Source organism: Micromonospora marincola (assembly GCF_056150385.1).
Window position 1 is genome coordinate 110,908 of the sequence record NZ_JAXCFT010000001.1, and the last position, 14,560, is coordinate 125,467.

Here is a 14,560-nt window from a genome sequence, read left to right on the forward strand (position 1 = left end):
CGGTGAACCTTTTCACAGCGGTTGTGTGGACTGGTCACCTTGGCGCGACCGGCCCCGGGGCCGATACTTACCGAGCGTTCAGTTACCCACGAGTAATGCGCCGACCTGGAGGCTGAGATGGCCCGACTCGCCCAGACACCCGGCCTGACCGACGTGCAGCGGTCGATTCTGGAGACCGTGCGGGAGTTCGCCGACAAGGAGATTATCCCGCACGCCCAGCGGCTGGAGCACGCCGACGAGTACCCCACCGACATCCTCGACGGGATGCGCGAGATGGGGCTGTTCGGCCTCACCATCGACGAGGAACACGGCGGCCTGGGCGAGTCGCTGCTCACCTACGCGCTCGTGGTCGAGGAGCTGTCCCGCGGCTGGATGTCGATCTCCGGCATCGTCAACACGCACTTCATCGTGGCGTACCTGATCTCGCAGCACGGCTCCGCCGAGCAGAAGGCCCGGCTGCTGCCCCGGATGGCCACCGGCGAGGTGCGCGGCGCGTTCTCCATGTCGGAACCGGAGTGCGGATCCGACGTGTCGGCGATCAAGTCCAGGGCCGTCCGTCAGGGCGACAACTACGTCCTCGACGGCCAGAAGATGTGGCTTACCAACGGGGCGTACTCCTCGGTGGTGGCCACCCTGGTCAGGACCGACACCGGGGCCGACTCGGTCTACGGCAACATGAGCACGTTCCTGCTGGAGAAGGAGCCCGGCTTCGGCGAGACCGCGCCCGGGCTGACCATCCCCGGCAAGATCGACAAGATGGGCTACAAGGGCGTCGAGACCACCGAGATGGTGCTCGACGGCGTCACCGTCCCCGCCACCGCGGTGCTCGGCGGCGAGCACAAGGTCGGCCGCGGCTTCTACCAGATGATGGACGGCATCGAGGTGGGCCGCGTCAACGTCGCGGCCCGCGCCTGCGGCATCTCGATCCGGGCGTTCGAGCTGGCCGTCGCGTACGCCCAGCAGCGTAAGACGTTCGGCCAGCCGCTGGCCCGGCACCAGGCGATCGCGTTCAAGCTCGCCGAGATGGGCACGAAGATCGAGGCCGCGCACTCCCTCATGGTCAACGCGGCCCGGCTCAAGGACGCCGGCCAGCGCAACGACGTCGAGGCCGGCATGGCCAAGCTGCTCGCCTCGGAATACTGCGCCGAGGTGGTCCAGGAGGCGTTCCGCATCCACGGCGGTTACGGCTACTCGAAGGAATACGAGATCGAGCGCCTGATGCGCGAGGCGCCGTTCCTGCTGATCGGCGAGGGCACCTCGGAGATCCAGAAGACGATCATCTCCCGCGGCCTTCTCAAGCAGTACAAGCTGTAAGGCGGGGGCCCTTCTTAACGTTTCCGGTATAGGCGGGGCCCCCTTTTAACGCCCGGAACGCCGGTCGGCGGCAGGGCGCCGGCGCGCGGCGACAAGCGCGGCGGCGCTGGCCTTCCTCGCGTACACCGCGGTCCGGCCGAACATGGCCGCCGCGCTGCACGACGACACGGCCGCCTTGCGGGCCTTCGCGGCCGGCCAGATCGCCGCCGGATCACCGCTCGCCACCGACGGGCGGGTGGACCCGGAACGGGCCGTGGTCGGTCTGCTCGCGGTGATGGAAGGGCTCGCCATCCACCTGCTCGGCGGGCACTACACGCCGGAGACCGCGCTGGCCGCGCTCGACAGCCAGCTCGACCTGCTCTTCGGCTCCGAGCCGCAGCAGAGTGCGGTCAGCCGTGCCGGGTCAGGCCGGCGGCGGCCCGCTCGACGATGAGGCACCGGTCCTCGACATAGTCGACGCCGGCCTCCTCGGCGATCCGGCGGGCCTCGTCGGAGACGATCCCGAGCTGCAACCAGACCGCCGGGGCGCCGACCGCCACCGCCTGCCGGACCACCTCGACCGCGTCCCGCGCCGGGCGGAAGACGTTCACCAGGTCGACCGGGTGCGGGATGTCGGCGAGCGTCGGGTATGACTTCTCGCCGAAAAGCTCGTCCACGGTCGGGTTCACCGGGATGATCCGCCACCCGTGTCGCTGCATCTCCAGCGGCACGCGGTGGGCGGCCTTGCCCGGGTCACGGGAGGCCCCGACGACGGCGATCACGGCGGACTCGGCGAGAAGCTGCTGGGTGGAACGCATCACCCGAGCCTAACGCGCACCGCGCCGACCCAGGCTCTATAGGAGGGAGAGCTGCTCGGTGGCCGGGGTGGCAGGCGAGGTGTCGGGCAGCCGGCGGTTGTCGCCGACCTCGCCCCGGTGCAGGCCGTGCCGGCGCGCCGCCATCCGCACCCGGGCGGTCACCTCCCGCTGGTAGGCGTGCGGCGCGTACGCACCGGCCTGGTAGAGCTGTCGGTAGCGGGGCACCAGGTGCGGAAACTCGCGGGCCAGCCAGCGCGCATACCACTCCCGGGCGCCGGGGCGCAGGTGCAGCGGCAACGCGGTGACGTGGGTGGCCCCGGAGGCGGCGATCGCCCCCACGGTGGCGTCGATCGACTCCTCGTCGTCGCTGAGCCCGGGCAGGACCGGGGCCATCAGCACCCCGACCGGGAAGCCGGCGTCGGTGAGCCGGCGAACCGCGTCGAGCCGGCGGCGCGGGCTCGGTGTGCCCGGCTCGGCCAGCCGCCAGAGCGTCTCGTCCACGAAGCCGACCGAGTAGGACAGCCCGACCCGGGTCACCTCGGCGGCCTGTCGCAGCAGCGGCAGGTCACGCAGCAGCAGGGTGCCCTTGGTGAGGATCGAGAACGGGTTGGCGAAGTCGCGCAGCGCGGCGAGGATCGGCGGCATGAGGCGGTAGCGCCCCTCGGCCCGTTGGTAGCAGTCCACGTTGGTGCCCATGGCGACGTGCGCGCCGCGCCAGCGGGGGGCGGCCAGCTCGCGCCGGACCAGCTCGCCGGCGTTGACCTTGACGATCACCTTGCGGTCGAAGTCCGCCCCGGCGTCGAGGTCGAGGTAGGTGTGGGTGTTGCGGGCGAAGCAGTTGTGGCTGACCACTCCGTTGGCGATGAAGTCGCCGGTGCCGGTGGTGATGTCCCACAGCGGCAGTTCCAGACCGAGATCCTCGACGGCGGTCACCTGGAGCCGTGCCGCGCACTTGAGCGCCGTGCCCTGGATCGAGCGCCTGCCGGTGACGGCCGGATCGGTCAGGTGGAAGAAGCGCAGCCGCTCCGGTAGGCCGCCGGTCAGCCGGAGCTGGCGTGCCCCGTTGCGGTTGCCCGGCTCGTCGAGCGCCCACCGGAAGGAGAACCGGTCGAGGGCGGCGGCGGCGCGTCGCCGGCTCTCGTCGTCGGCGACGCCGATCCGGAACACGCCCCGCCGGCAGCTGCCGGCCATGTCGAACATGCCGGCCAGGAAGCCGAGTTGCCAGTCGTCGGTCGGCTCGTGCGGCGGGCGGGCCAGCACGGCGACGCCCTCGACGGCGGCCGGCCCGGTCGCGCGAGCCGTGGTGGACCGGCGGGTCATCCGGCCGGCCATCCACTCGACGGTGACGCCGGCATCGGTGAGGAAGCGCTCGGCGCGCTCCAGCGCCTCCGGCTCGTTGGTGGCCAGTCGGAAGCGGAGGCGCAGGTCGGCGGCATCGGCGTCGTCGAGGGGGAACCGCCGGCGGTCGAGACGGCCGGCGTCGCGGACCAGCGCGTGGAGGTAGCCCCGGCGGTAGTCGGCGGACCGCTTCGGCGCGACCGCGAACCGGCCGGTGCCCAGGAGGCGGTTGCGCGTGGTCAGATGGGGGCGTCGCGCGCCACCCCGCATGCCGCCGGTGACGTGCTTCCAGCCGCGCTCGGTGAGGAAACGGTGGTCGCCGCTGGCCACGAGCGTGGTGCCGTCGGCGAGCGTGATCCGGTAGGCCCGCTTCACTGTCGACCACGTGTCGAGCACTGTGGTGACGACGTAGTGGCGGTAGGCGCCGCGCCGTTCGGTGCCGTAGATGCGATCGCCGACCGTCAGCTCGCTTATCGGTCTCGTCCGTCCGTCCGCCATCAGGATCGGCGTGTCACCGGCAAGGCAGTAGGTGCACGCGTGGGAACACCCGCGGTAGGGATTGATGGTCCACTCGAACGGCACGCGCGACTGGCCGGGAACGCGGTTGATGATCGACTTGGCCTGCACCTCGTAGAAGGTCATGCCGGCGAACTCGGGGGTGTCGAACGTCCGCGCCACCGCGCCGGGCAGCGCCAGCGGCAGGGGTGGAGCCGCCGGCGCTGCCTCGTCGGGAGTCCCCTCGTCCGGGGGAGCGGAGAGGTTGTCCCAGCGCATGACCCACATTCGAACATGTGTACGAACGAAGCGCAAGTGACGCGCCGGACACCGGCCGCCGCCGCTCCCACCGCGGGTGCAGGATGGAGGCATGGAGACGTCGACCTTCGTCTACGACGGCGACTGCGCCTTCTGCACCCGCTGCGCGCAGTTCATCGAGCGTCGTATTCCCACCGGTGCCCGGGTGATCCCGTGGCAGTTCGCCGATCTGGCGGCGCTGAGCCTGAGCGAGGCCGAGTGCGAGGAGGCGGTCCAGTGGGTGGGCGCCGACGGATCCCGTGCCTCCGGGCCGGACGCCATCGCCCGGCTGCTCGGCGACAGTGGGCCAGTGTGGCGCGTCGCGGGGGGCGGGCTGCGCCTCCCGCCGGTGCGCGCCGTGGCCTGGCCCGCGTACCGCTGGGTGGCCCGCAACCGCCACCGCCTGCCCGGCGGCACCGCCGCGTGCGCGCTGCCGCAGGAGGCCAGGGAGCGGTTGTACGGTCCGGCGGGTCGCCCCGACCCGACGTCCTGACCGGTCGACCCCCGGCGTCCGTCAGCCCAGGGGAGCGGTACCGGTGACCGGGTCCGGTACGGCCGTCAGGGGCGCCGCGCCGGGCGCGGCCGGCGCGGGTGGATCGGCCGGCGACGCGGACCGGGGGTGGTCGGCGACGGCGGCGGGCGGGCCGGCGCGGCGGGTGAGCAGCCGGCGGGCGAGCAGCACCGGGCGGAGCTTCTCCAGCGGGAGGAAGGCCGTCATCGCCACCAGGTGCGGAGCGAACGAGATCGTGATGGTCGCGACGGTCGCCAGGTGGAACGAGTAGAAGAAGCCCACAACCGCCGGCCGCCACCGGGCGGGCGCCACGAACACCAGGGGGCTGAGCAGCTCGAACGCCAGGATGCCGAACTGGGCCACGATCAGCAGGTGGGGCACCTGCGCGATCAGGTCGGCGAGGTCGGTGCCACGCCGGATGATCGCCCGGGCCAGCACCGAGCCGGTCGCCCAGTCCAGGCCGCCGAAGCGGAACTTGGCCCAGGCGGCGAGGAAGTAGGTGCAGATGACCGCGATCTGGGTGACCCGCAGCGCCCAGCCGCCCGCCTCGGTGCGGGTCGGGTCGCCGTGCCGGGCCCGGCCGGCGGTGGGCAGCGCGGCCAACGCCACGAGCAGCCCGAACCGGTCGTGGTCGACCTTGCCGTAGCTCATCGCCACGATCATCCACTCGAGGTAGAGCGCGAAGACCGTCCAGCCGAGCAGCCGGGGCGCCCGGCCGGTCGCGGCGAGCAGCGCGGCCACCAGCAGCACCCAGAAGACCACGCCGACCAGGGCGGGGTCGGGCGTGGGCAGCGGGAGCAGCCGGCCGATGAGCAGCGGCTGGTAGAGATCGCCGGGCACGTCCACCCGGGTGCGTACCCAGGGGGTGAAGACGACCAGGTCGGCGGCGACGAAGAGGTAGATCAGGGTGCGGAAGGCGGCGACCCGGCCGCGCGGCACCGCCTCGGTGAACCAGCCGGTCATCCGGTGGTCTCCCACCGCACCGCCGTCCGGTCGGTCCACTCGCCGGTCGGGCGTCCGCCCTGGATGTCGTGCCAGCGGACCACGATGCGCACCTCCACGAGCGCCGGGGCGGCGGGGTGGCGTTCCGCGTACGCCTCGGCGACCGTGCGCAGCAGGCTCGGGTCGGCGGCGTACCGGTCCTGCTGGCCCTCGATCTCGGCGCGGCGGATGCCTGTGGCGTCCTGGCCGAGGGGCACCACCGCGCCGGTCCGGTCGACGCCCTCGACCCGGGTGTCGGGCGCGGGCGCGTTCGGCGGGTCGGAGGTGGAGTACATCCGGAACGGCCCGAACGGGAAGTCGTCGTCGGTGCCGCGCACGGTGCCGAGGAGAAGCAGTGCCAGCCCGACCAGGGTGGCGGCCAGCCGGACGGTGCGTCCGCGCGGGGTCAAGGTCTCCATCAGCAGGTGACGATACGGGAGTGAAGAGTCCGGAACTGTCCATCAGTCAGTCATTTCTGACTGTCCGTCCGCCGGTGGACGGGGACGGGAACGCCGCCGGCCGGCCCCGTGGTGGGACCGGCCGGCGGCGGAAAACGCGCTCAGTGCTTGTGCTCGGCCAGCTTCTTGCGGACGTCGTCCATGTCCAGCTGCTCGACCTGCTCGATGAGGTTCTCCAGCGCCGACTCGGGCAGGGCGCCCGGCTGGGCGTACACGATCACGCCGTCGCGGATCGCCATCACGGTCGGGATGGAGCTGATGTTGAACTTGGCCCCCAGGTCCTGCTGAGCCTCGGTGTCGACCTTGCCGAAGACGATCTCCGGGTGCTTCTCCGAGGAGCGCTCGTACACGGGGGCGAAGCGCTTGCACGGACCGCACCAGTCCGCCCAGAAGTCGAGCAGGACGATGCCGTCGCGCCCGGTCACCTCGTCGAAGTTGGCCGTGGTCAGCTCAACCGTTGCCATTGCGTCTCTCCGATCACCGCGGATTGCCGTACGTCGGGTGGAACCAAGCTCGATCCACGGGAATTCCCGTGGCCTGCGCGGCGAAACGCCAGGTGGGCCGGGGTGATCCCAAACACATCGAACTTCATCTGTTCACACCGGCCGTGCGGAACGCAAGTGCAGGACGCACTTGCGTGACGGGACGTGATGGGAGCGTTTCCAGGGAGATCACGCTCAGTTCTTGCTACGAGTCGGTAACTTGGGCCTTGACGAGGGGGGATCGGGCCTGCGGAGATCGCTTACCCGGGGGTCGACGGTAACGGTGAGTGTTGTTACGAAAAGATAAATGTGACGCCGGTCTCTGTTCGCATCGCGCCCCGTACGGCAGAATCTTTCACATCAGAGCGTGGGCGGCGGGTGCCGGGGAGGGCCCCGCCGCTCATTGCGTCTCCCCCCAGGTGGCGCCCGGTGTGAGATATCCGCCGCGCGAGCGCCCCGGCCCCCGCCTTAACCAGCGGTAAGGCATGCTGTGCCGAACTCATCGCCGCCCGTCGAAGGGACCAGGATGCAGTTCGGCCGCTACTACGAGGAGTTCGAGGTCGGCGCGGTCTACCGGCACTGGCCGGGCAAGACCGTCACCGAGTACGACGACCACCTCTTCTGCCTGCTCACGATGAACCACCACCCGCTCCACCTGGACGCCCACTACGCGGAGTCCGCCTCCCAGTTCAAGCGCAACGTGGTGGTCGGCAACTACATCTACTCGCTGCTGCTGGGCATGTCGGTGCCCGACGTCAGCGGCAAGGCGATCGCCAACCTGGAGGTCGAGTCGCTGCGACACGTCGCCCCGACCTTCCACGGCGACACGATCTACGGCGAGACCACGGTGCTCGACAAGCGGGAGTCGTCCTCCAAGCCGGACCGCGGCGTGGTCGCGGTCGAGACCCGCGGCTACAACCAGGACGGCACGCTTGTCTGCGTCTTCCGCCGCAAGGTCATGGTCCCCAAGCGGGAGTACGCCGCCGCGGCCGTCCCCGACGGCGTCGACCCGGAGCGCCCGAGCTTCCCCGAGCCGCGCTGACCCGGGCCGCGTGACGGCCCCGTGCCTGTTCCGCGGGGACGGGGCCGCCGAACCCCTCCCGGGGCTTATGCTCTGGCTGGAGGTCCCCATGAGCCACTCCGTCGCCGGAGAGCCGTCCTCTGCCGGTCGCCGCGCCGCACCGCTCACCTCCGCCGCCTACTCCGCGGCGGAGTGGGACCTGCTGACCGACCTGCCGGGCCGGGTGCTCGTCGCGGCGGCCTCACCCGGGCCGGGGCGCCCGCGGCGGGGGGTCGCCGCCGGGCTGGCCGGCCTGGACGCGGTGGCCGCCGGTCGGGCCTTCGACAGCGACCTGGTCCGTGCCGTGGTCACCGTCATCTACGCCCGCCACGACGGCGCCGTCGACCGGGGCGAGCGCCTCACCGACCTGGTGGACCTGCTCGCCGCCGCCCGGGCCGCGGTGCGGGTGCTGCGCCGCCGCGCCGATCCGGCCGACTCCGCCGCGTACCGGCAGTGGGTGGAATCGGTGGCCGCCCGGGTCTGCCGGGCCGGCGAAACCCCGCCGAGCCCCGCCGACCGGCGCTTCCTGGACCGGCTGGGTGGCGCGCTCGACCTGCGCTGAGGAGTGCCCGCCGCCGGCCCGTACCCTCTTCAGACCGTGACCGACGACCAGTTCGACGTGGGTGTGGGGCCGTGGCCGGGTGACCCGCCGGACGACCCGCGCCTCGACCCGGAGTTGCTCGCCGCCGGGGACCGGCGCAACGTGGTGGACCGCTACCGCTACTGGCGGCGCGAGGCCGTGGTGGCCGACCTCGACCGGCGCCGGCACGACTTCCACGTGGCGATCGAGAACTGGCAGCACGACTTCAACATCGGCACGGTGGTGCGCAACGCGAACGCGTTCCTCGCCGCCGAGGTCCACATCGTCGGCCGGCGGCGGTGGAACCGCCGGGGCGCCATGGTGACCGACCGCTACCAGCACGTGCGGCACCATCCGACGATCGAGGAGTTCGTCGCCTGGGCGGCCGGGGAGCGGCTGCCGGTGGTCGGGATCGACAACCTGCCCGGCTCCCGGCCGCTGGAGACGGGCGTGCTGCCGCGCCGCTGCGTGCTCCTTTTCGGCCAGGAGGGGCCGGGGCTCTCCGCGGTGGCCCGGGCGGCCTGCGACGCGCTCTTCTCGATCGCCCAGTACGGCTCGACCCGGTCCATCAACGCGGGCGTGGCCAGCGGCATCGCCATGCACGCCTGGGTCCGGTCGTACGCCGGCCCGCCCCCGGACTGACGCTCCGCGGTTGTGCCTCCGGACGGAAATCCCACGTTCGTCGGCCCGCCCCGCTTGACGCCCCGCCGGCCCGGGGCGACGGTGAACGTGTGACTGTCGCGGTGAGTTGTCCGAGATGCGCGGGTCCGGTGCGTGAGCCGGACCTGATGCACGGCGAGTACCGGTGCCTGCGGTGCGGCCCCGTCCCGCCCCTGCACGTGCCGGAGCACATCGGCGCCGAGATCATGGCGAGCGTGGTCGAGCGGGTGGCCGCCGACGGCGAACCGGCCGACCGGGCCGGCGTGCCGCTGTGGTGCCCGTGGCCGCTCCCACCGGGTTGGACGCTCACCGGCGTGGCGTGGGCCGGCGACGACCGGGCCGGGGTCCGCGCCACGGTGGTCGCCTGCGCCGGCCCGGCCCCGCTCGACGGTGGACCGGCCGACCTGATCTTCGTCGCCGAGGAACCCGGTGTCGGCCTCGGTTCCCGCTTCGCGGGACTGCCCGGACCCGATCCCGGCCCCCAGGTCGAGGAGGCGCTGACCGATCCCGGCCCTGGTCATCCCGAGCGTCTGCCGCACGCGAAGATCCGTGTGGGCGGTCATCCCACTCCACTATGGCTCGTGCGGTCCGAAACGGATCGAAGCGCGTACGCCGGTGAGGCTCGGGGAATGTGGCTCCATGCGATAGCCTGGCCGGCGAGCGCGGGTCACCTCCTCGCGGAAGAAGTCGTGCTGCACGACCTCACCGAGTGGACACCGCCCGAGCTCGTGTACGGCGCACCGTCCCCGTACCTGCACGGGCAGGCCTGACCGGCCGGCACCGACAGTCGGGGAGCGGACGCAGATATTCACGGTAAGACACCATGCTGATACTCTGGGTGCCGCTGCGGTAAACGGACCCGGCTCCGCGAGAGGATGGCCCGCTATGGTCAAGAAGGTCCTCACCTGGGCCGGCATCGCATTCTTGATCTTCTTCGTCGCCTACCGGCCGAACTCGGCCGCCGACGTGTTCAAGTCTCTCGGTGGCGGCATCATGGACATCGCGCAGGGCTTCGGCGACTTCTTCACCAACCTCGTCGCCTAGCCGCCCATGGGAAGCCCTTCCGGTCCCCCCTTCGACCCGGACGATCCCGACCGGGCACGCCGGGAGCGCGACACCGAGCCGATCCCACGGATCGACCCGGACGACGGTCCCGGCTACGGCGCCGGCCCTGCCTACGGGGCCGGCCCCTCCCTGTCGGGCGGCGCCGCCTTCGGCGACGGTCCCGGCTATGCCGGCGAGGGCCGCTCCGGTCGCGCCTGGGCGCGCGACCCGGAGGGCTATCCGGAGCAGCCGATCTCCGAGGAGGAGCTGGCCGGTCTCCGGGTCGACGCCTCCGGCATGGCCCCGCGCCGCGTGCTGCCCCTGGAGGACGAGCCCAGCTCACTCGTCGCGCGCTACCTCTTCCCCACCGAGCGCTACCGGGGCGAGTGGAAGCGGCACTGGATCCACCTCACCACACCGATCATCGTCGGCATCGCGGCCACGTTCGTGCTCGGCTACCTCGCCGGTTTCCTCGCCGGGCGCGACGTCGGCGCGCTGACCACTGTCGCGGTCCTGCTCTGGTTTGCCGTCATGGGCTGGGTCGCCTGGCGCGTCGCCGACTGGTATTACGACAGGTTCATCCTGACCAACAAACGGGTGATGGTGGTCAACGGGATCATCACCCGCCGGGTCGCGATGATGCCGCTGGTCCGGGTCACCGACATGAAGTACGAGCAGACCCCGACCGGTCGCGCCCTCAACTACGGCACGTTCGTGCTGGAGTCGGCCGGCCAGGAGCAGGCGCTGCGCGAGGTCAAGAACCTGCCCAACCCGAACGAGCTCTACCTGCGCGTGGTGGAGGAGATGTACGAGCCGCAGGCCGTCGAGGCGCGGTTGGGCAAGGAGGCCGACGAGGCCAAGGCCGACGACGGCGCCTGAAACTTTTCGGCCGAACATCGGAAGGACTGCACACCTTTCGCCGTCGACCCGACCCACCCGGTCGTGGGAGCCTGCCAGGCAGGACGGGGGCGCGGAGGTGAGCGTGGCGAGCAGGGATCCGCTGGAGGAGGAGTTCCGCGAGTTCGTCGCGGCCCGGTCCGGCGCCCTGCTGCGCACCGCGTACCTGCTGGCCGGCGACTGGGCCACCGCCGAGGACCTGCTCCAGACCGCGCTGACCAAGACCTACCTGGCCTGGAAACGGCTCGGCGGGATCGACGCCATCGAGCCGTACGCCCGCCGGGTCCTGGTCAACACCTCGACCAGCTGGTGGCGTCGCCGCTGGCACGGCGAACGGCCGACCGAGGTGCTGCCGGAGCGTGCCGGCGTCGACGAGATCGAGCACCAGCTCGACCGGGACGCGCTCTGGCGGCACCTCCAGGCGCTGCCCGCCCGGCAGCGGGCCGTGCTGGTGCTCCGCTTCTACGAGGACATGTCGGAGGCGCAGACCGCCGCCCTGCTGGAGATCTCCCCGGGCACGGTCAAGAGTCAGACCTCCCGGGCACTGAACACCCTGCGTCGGCGGCTCGGCTCCGAGGCCGCCCTGGGCCTGCCGACCGAGACACCCGCCGAGGCGGGGGCGGCTTCCCCGGCGAAGGCCGGCACCTCGGCGGTTCCTCGGGTCGCGGCCGGTCCACGGCCCCGACCCACGGCGACGCGGCAGCCCGCCGAGCCGACCGCACCCGGCCTCCCGGCCGGGACCGCGCGGCAGCCCGCCGCACCGACGCCACGCCCGGCCTCGTCACCGGCGACCACCCCGGCCCCGGCCACGGCGCCGGTCCGCGCCGCCGTGCCGATCCCGGCGGAGACCCGATGAGTGGCACCCGACCCGCAGGTGACAACCGAACGGGCAGCCCCGAGCGTCCACTCTCCGTGGGCGAGGACGAACTGGAGCGGGCGCTGCGAGAGACGCTGTCCCGTCGCGTCGTCACATCCCGACCGCTCCGCGCCGATCCGGCGGGGGACGTGCTGCGCCGCGCCCGCCGTGCGGGGCGCCGCCGGGCGCTCACCGGGCTGGCCCTGGCAAGCGTGGCCACGGTGCTCGTCACCACCGGGATGGCGCAGTTCAGCGGGTCGGGCGGGCGGGGCGGCACATCGACAGTGGTGCTCGGCGACCCGCACGGGTTCTCCGCCTCCCCGCTGCCCACCGCGCCCTCCCCGATGTCCCGGCCGGCGCCGGTCCGCGCCGAGCTCGACCTGCTCGTCGGCGACGTGCTGGACACCAGCGGCGGCGAACGGCGCGAGCTGACCGGCGTGGGCAACGTCGAACGGGCGCAGCGGATCCACGACGGGGAGGGCTGGCTGCTCACCTCGGCGGCCACCGCTGCCGGCCGTACCCTCTGGTGGGTGCCGGCGGGCGACGGCGCGCCGCAGGTCATGCTCGCCGCCGCGGACGCCGTCGCGGTCTCCCCGGACGGCCGGCAGGTCGCCTGGCGGGACGGCCCGGACCTGGTCGCCGCCGGGGTGGTCGCCGGCCAGCTCATCGCGCCCAGCCGGGTGGCCGCGTCGCCAGGCGTCGTGCCGGTCGGCTTCACCGGCGACGACGTGCTTATCGCCCGGCCCGGCCGGGGCGGCACGAGCGTGTGGCAGCGGGCGATGGGCGGCGTGCCCGGCGCCGCGAACCCGGACGTACGCGCCGTCTACGGCATGCGACCGGACGGGCGGGTGGTCGGCCTGGTCACCGACGGGTCGGCGGGGCAGACCTGCCTGGCGTTGCTCGACCCGGCCCGCGACCTCGCCCCGACCCGCACCGACTGCGGTCCGAAGCTGGCCGCCGACGGGCTCGGCGCGGTCTCGCCGGACGGGCGGTGGCTGCTTGCCAACAGCGCCGCTCGCACCGCCCTGCTCGTCGACCTGGCAGCCACCTCGGCGGCCCACCCGGCCGGCCCGGTGCTTGCCGGCGCGGTCGCCTGGACCCGCGCCGGCGCCGCGCTGCACGTGGACGCCGCCGGCGGGCTGGTCCGGGTCGAGCCCGGTCGGGTGCTCGCCGGACAGCGACCGACCGCGTCGGCGCTCGAAGGGGTGCCGCCCGGGCAGCGTCCGGTGGTGGTGGCCGACACCCCCGCCACGCCGGACGGGGCGTAGCGTCGCTCAGGTGAGCGTTCCCGCCCGCATCGACCTGCACACCCACTCCACCGCGAGCGACGGTACGCTCGGTCCGGCCGAACTGGTCCGGGCCGCCGCCGACGCCGGGCTCGACGTGGTGGCGCTCACCGACCACGACACGACGGCGGGCTGGGCGGACGCCGTCGCCGCCCGGCCACCCGGGCTCACCCTGATCCGCGGCGCCGAGCTGTCCTGCCGCTGGTTCGGCGTCGACCCGGCGATCCCGCTGCACCTGCTGGCGTACCTCTTCGACCCGGACGACCCGGAGCTGGTCGCGGAGCTGGCCCGGGTCCGGCGGGCCCGCGAGGTACGCGGCGAGCGGATCGTCCGGCTGCTCCAGGCCGACGGCGTTCCGGTGAGCTGGTCGGAGATCCTGGCCGGGGCCGCAGGCGGGACGGTCGGCCGCCCGCACATCGCGCAGGCGCTGATCCGGGCCGGCCTGGTCGCCACCACCACCGAGGCATTCGGACCGGACTGGCTGGGTGAGCGGTACCGGCTGCCCAAGGACGACATCGACGTGTTCCGCGCGGTCGCGCTGGTGCGGGCGGCCGGTGGCGTGCCGGTCTTCGCCCATCCGAGGGCCAGCCGGCGCGGCCGGATCGTGCCCGACGAGTTGATCGTGGACCTGGCGTCGGCCGGCCTGGCCGGCCTGGAGGCCGACCACGAGGACCACAGCCCGGCCGAGCGGGAACACGTCCGCCGGCTCGCCGCCGAGCTGGGTCTGCTGGTCACCGGCTCGTCGGACTTCCACGGCACGCACAAGACCGTCCGTCTGGGCGCGCACACCACGGCCCCGGAGGCGTACGAGCGGATCGTCGGGCTGGGCCGCGGGGTGACCCCCGTCGCTTCAAGCTGAAGCGTGCCGGCGGCGCGGCTACCGTGTCCGCGTGGATCTCAAGCTCTTCGGCGAGGTCTTCGTGACCCTGCTGGTGATCGTCGACCCGCCCGGAATGATGCCCATCTTCCTCGCGCTCACCGGGCCGCTGCCCGCCCGCGACCGGAACCGGGCCGCCTGGCAGGCCGTGGCGCTGGCGCTCGGGGTCATCGTGATCTTCGCGGTGGCGGGGCAGACGATCCTGGCCTACCTGCACGTCGACCTGCCCGCCCTACAGGCCGCCGGCGGCCTGCTGCTGGTGCTCGTCGCGCTGGAACTGCTGACCGGCAAGGCGGACGACCCGAGCCAGCAGGTCACCTCCAACATCGCGCTGGTGCCGCTCGGCACCCCGCTGCTGGCCGGACCGGGCGCCATCGTGGCCACCATGCTGTTCGTGCAGCGGGCCGGCGGCATCACCGACTACGTGGCCATCGCGCTCGCCATCGTCGCGGTGATGGTCGCCGTCTGGGTGGTGCTGCGCTTCTCCGGCGGAATCGTCAAGGTGCTCCGGCCGGGCGGCATCGAGGTGCTGACCCGGATCGCCGGCCTGCTGCTGGCCGCCATCGCGGTGCAGCTCATCGCGGACGCGATCGCCGCGTTCGTGACCGAATACCTCAACGCCTGAGT

Annotated in this window: 17 protein-coding genes and 1 pseudogene; 13 read left to right on the top strand and 5 right to left on the bottom strand. The window is 72.8% G+C overall.

Translation table 11 applies throughout. The annotated features are described in order from the left end of the window. Positions 1-117: 117 nt before the first annotated feature. Together SM450_RS00540 and SM450_RS00545 are read left to right on the top strand one after the other, a co-directional pair. Positions 118-1,314 carry an acyl-CoA dehydrogenase family protein gene (locus SM450_RS00540; protein ID WP_474617656.1) on the top strand — a complete coding sequence of 399 codons (1,197 nt, stop codon included), beginning with the start codon at positions 118-120 and terminating at the stop codon, positions 1,312-1,314. An 88-nt stretch (positions 1,315-1,402) separates the two neighbouring features. Then, a pseudogene (locus tag SM450_RS00545) lies at positions 1,403-1,747 on the top strand (TetR family transcriptional regulator C-terminal domain-containing protein); the annotation flags it as partial. Here the strand turns inward: SM450_RS00545 and SM450_RS00550 are convergent. Further along, positions 1,704-2,111, bottom strand: a complete 408-nt coding sequence (locus SM450_RS00550) for a CoA-binding protein (protein ID WP_474617657.1) — start codon at positions 2,109-2,111, stop codon at positions 1,704-1,706. The pseudogene SM450_RS00545 and the gene SM450_RS00550 overlap by 44 nt on opposite strands. A gap of 36 nt (positions 2,112-2,147) precedes the next feature. After that, positions 2,148-4,316: an intein-containing Rv2578c family radical SAM protein gene (locus SM450_RS00555; protein ID WP_474617658.1), complete on the bottom strand. Its 2,169-nt coding sequence runs from the start codon at positions 4,314-4,316 to the stop codon at positions 2,148-2,150. Between SM450_RS00555 and SM450_RS00560 the strand changes: the two genes are divergently transcribed. Then, positions 4,315-4,734, top strand: a complete 420-nt coding sequence (locus SM450_RS00560) for a thiol-disulfide oxidoreductase DCC family protein (RefSeq protein ID WP_474617659.1) — start codon at positions 4,315-4,317, stop codon at positions 4,732-4,734. The genes SM450_RS00555 and SM450_RS00560 overlap by 2 nt on opposite strands. Before the next feature lie 21 nt (positions 4,735-4,755). On the opposite strand, the gene SM450_RS00565 is transcribed toward SM450_RS00560, so the two are convergent. From SM450_RS00565 to trxA, 3 genes are all read right to left on the bottom strand, one after another. Beyond that, the gene (locus tag SM450_RS00565) at positions 4,756-5,715 is read right to left on the bottom strand and encodes an MFS transporter permease (RefSeq protein ID WP_474617660.1); all 960 of its coding nucleotides are present in this window, start codon (positions 5,713-5,715) and stop codon (positions 4,756-4,758) included. Continuing rightward, positions 5,712-6,152: a hypothetical protein gene (locus SM450_RS00570; protein WP_474617661.1), complete on the bottom strand. Its 441-nt coding sequence runs from the start codon at positions 6,150-6,152 to the stop codon at positions 5,712-5,714. The genes SM450_RS00565 and SM450_RS00570 overlap by 4 nt, the downstream gene beginning before the upstream one ends. A 140-nt stretch (positions 6,153-6,292) precedes the next feature. Then, the gene (gene trxA / locus SM450_RS00575) at positions 6,293-6,655 is read right to left on the bottom strand and encodes a thioredoxin (protein ID WP_474617662.1); all 363 of its coding nucleotides are present in this window, start codon (positions 6,653-6,655) and stop codon (positions 6,293-6,295) included. A gap of 544 nt (positions 6,656-7,199) precedes the next feature. Here trxA and SM450_RS00580 point away from each other — a divergent pair. From SM450_RS00580 to SM450_RS00625, 10 genes are all read left to right on the top strand, one after another. Continuing rightward, the gene (locus SM450_RS00580; RefSeq protein ID WP_474617663.1) at positions 7,200-7,715 is read left to right on the top strand and encodes a MaoC family dehydratase; all 516 of its coding nucleotides are present in this window, start codon (positions 7,200-7,202) and stop codon (positions 7,713-7,715) included. A gap of 88 nt (positions 7,716-7,803) precedes the next feature. Next, a complete protein-coding gene (locus SM450_RS00585; protein WP_474617664.1) occupies positions 7,804-8,295 on the top strand; it encodes a hypothetical protein in 492 nt (163 codons plus the stop codon). Between the two features lie 36 nt (positions 8,296-8,331). Further along, positions 8,332-8,955, top strand: coding sequence for a TrmH family RNA methyltransferase (locus tag SM450_RS00590; protein WP_474617665.1), 624 nt, complete (start codon positions 8,332-8,334; stop codon positions 8,953-8,955). 101 nt (positions 8,956-9,056) lie between these two features. Next, a complete protein-coding gene (locus SM450_RS00595; protein ID WP_474617666.1) occupies positions 9,057-9,743 on the top strand; it encodes a DUF6758 family protein in 687 nt (228 codons plus the stop codon). A gap of 115 nt (positions 9,744-9,858) precedes the next feature. Then, positions 9,859-10,017, top strand: coding sequence for a hypothetical protein (locus SM450_RS00600; RefSeq protein ID WP_013283898.1), 159 nt, complete (start codon positions 9,859-9,861; stop codon positions 10,015-10,017). A gap of 6 nt (positions 10,018-10,023) precedes the next feature. Further along, on the top strand, positions 10,024-10,896 hold the full coding sequence (locus SM450_RS00605; RefSeq protein ID WP_474617667.1) for a PH domain-containing protein: 873 nt from the start codon (positions 10,024-10,026) through the stop codon (positions 10,894-10,896). 103 nt (positions 10,897-10,999) lie between these two features. Then, entirely contained in the window at positions 11,000-11,770 is a 771-nt protein-coding gene (locus tag SM450_RS00610; RefSeq protein ID WP_474617668.1) for a SigE family RNA polymerase sigma factor, read from the top strand. Then, complete coding sequence (locus tag SM450_RS00615; protein ID WP_474617669.1) at positions 11,767-13,038, top strand: WD40 repeat domain-containing protein; 1,272 nt, start codon at positions 11,767-11,769, stop codon at positions 13,036-13,038. The genes SM450_RS00610 and SM450_RS00615 overlap by 4 nt, the downstream gene beginning before the upstream one ends. A gap of 10 nt (positions 13,039-13,048) precedes the next feature. Next, on the top strand, positions 13,049-13,915 hold the full coding sequence (locus SM450_RS00620; protein ID WP_474617670.1) for a PHP domain-containing protein: 867 nt from the start codon (positions 13,049-13,051) through the stop codon (positions 13,913-13,915). A 31-nt stretch (positions 13,916-13,946) separates the two neighbouring features. Beyond that, a complete protein-coding gene (locus SM450_RS00625; RefSeq protein ID WP_474617671.1) occupies positions 13,947-14,558 on the top strand; it encodes a MarC family protein in 612 nt (203 codons plus the stop codon). Positions 14,559-14,560: the final 2 nt, after the last annotated feature.

Coding starts and splice junctions, on each gene's coding strand:
- SM450_RS00540 (WP_474617656.1), top strand. CDS start 118: ATGGCCCGACTCGCCCAGACACCCGGCCTGACCGACGTGCAGCGGTCG.
- SM450_RS00550 (WP_474617657.1), bottom strand. CDS start 2,111: ATGCGTTCCACCCAGCAGCTTCTCGCCGAGTCCGCCGTGATCGCCGTC.
- SM450_RS00560 (WP_474617659.1), top strand. CDS start 4,315: ATGGAGACGTCGACCTTCGTCTACGACGGCGACTGCGCCTTCTGCACC.
- SM450_RS00555 (WP_474617658.1), bottom strand. CDS start 4,316: ATGCCTCCATCCTGCACCCGCGGTGGGAGCGGCGGCGGCCGGTGTCCG.
- SM450_RS00565 (WP_474617660.1), bottom strand. CDS start 5,715: ATGACCGGCTGGTTCACCGAGGCGGTGCCGCGCGGCCGGGTCGCCGCC.
- SM450_RS00570 (WP_474617661.1), bottom strand. CDS start 6,152: ATGGAGACCTTGACCCCGCGCGGACGCACCGTCCGGCTGGCCGCCACC.
- trxA (WP_474617662.1), bottom strand. CDS start 6,655: ATGGCAACGGTTGAGCTGACCACGGCCAACTTCGACGAGGTGACCGGG.
- SM450_RS00580 (WP_474617663.1), top strand. CDS start 7,200: ATGCAGTTCGGCCGCTACTACGAGGAGTTCGAGGTCGGCGCGGTCTAC.
- SM450_RS00585 (WP_474617664.1), top strand. CDS start 7,804: ATGAGCCACTCCGTCGCCGGAGAGCCGTCCTCTGCCGGTCGCCGCGCC.
- SM450_RS00600 (WP_013283898.1), top strand. CDS start 9,859: ATGGTCAAGAAGGTCCTCACCTGGGCCGGCATCGCATTCTTGATCTTC.
- SM450_RS00605 (WP_474617667.1), top strand. CDS start 10,024: ATGGGAAGCCCTTCCGGTCCCCCCTTCGACCCGGACGATCCCGACCGG.
- SM450_RS00615 (WP_474617669.1), top strand. CDS start 11,767: ATGAGTGGCACCCGACCCGCAGGTGACAACCGAACGGGCAGCCCCGAG.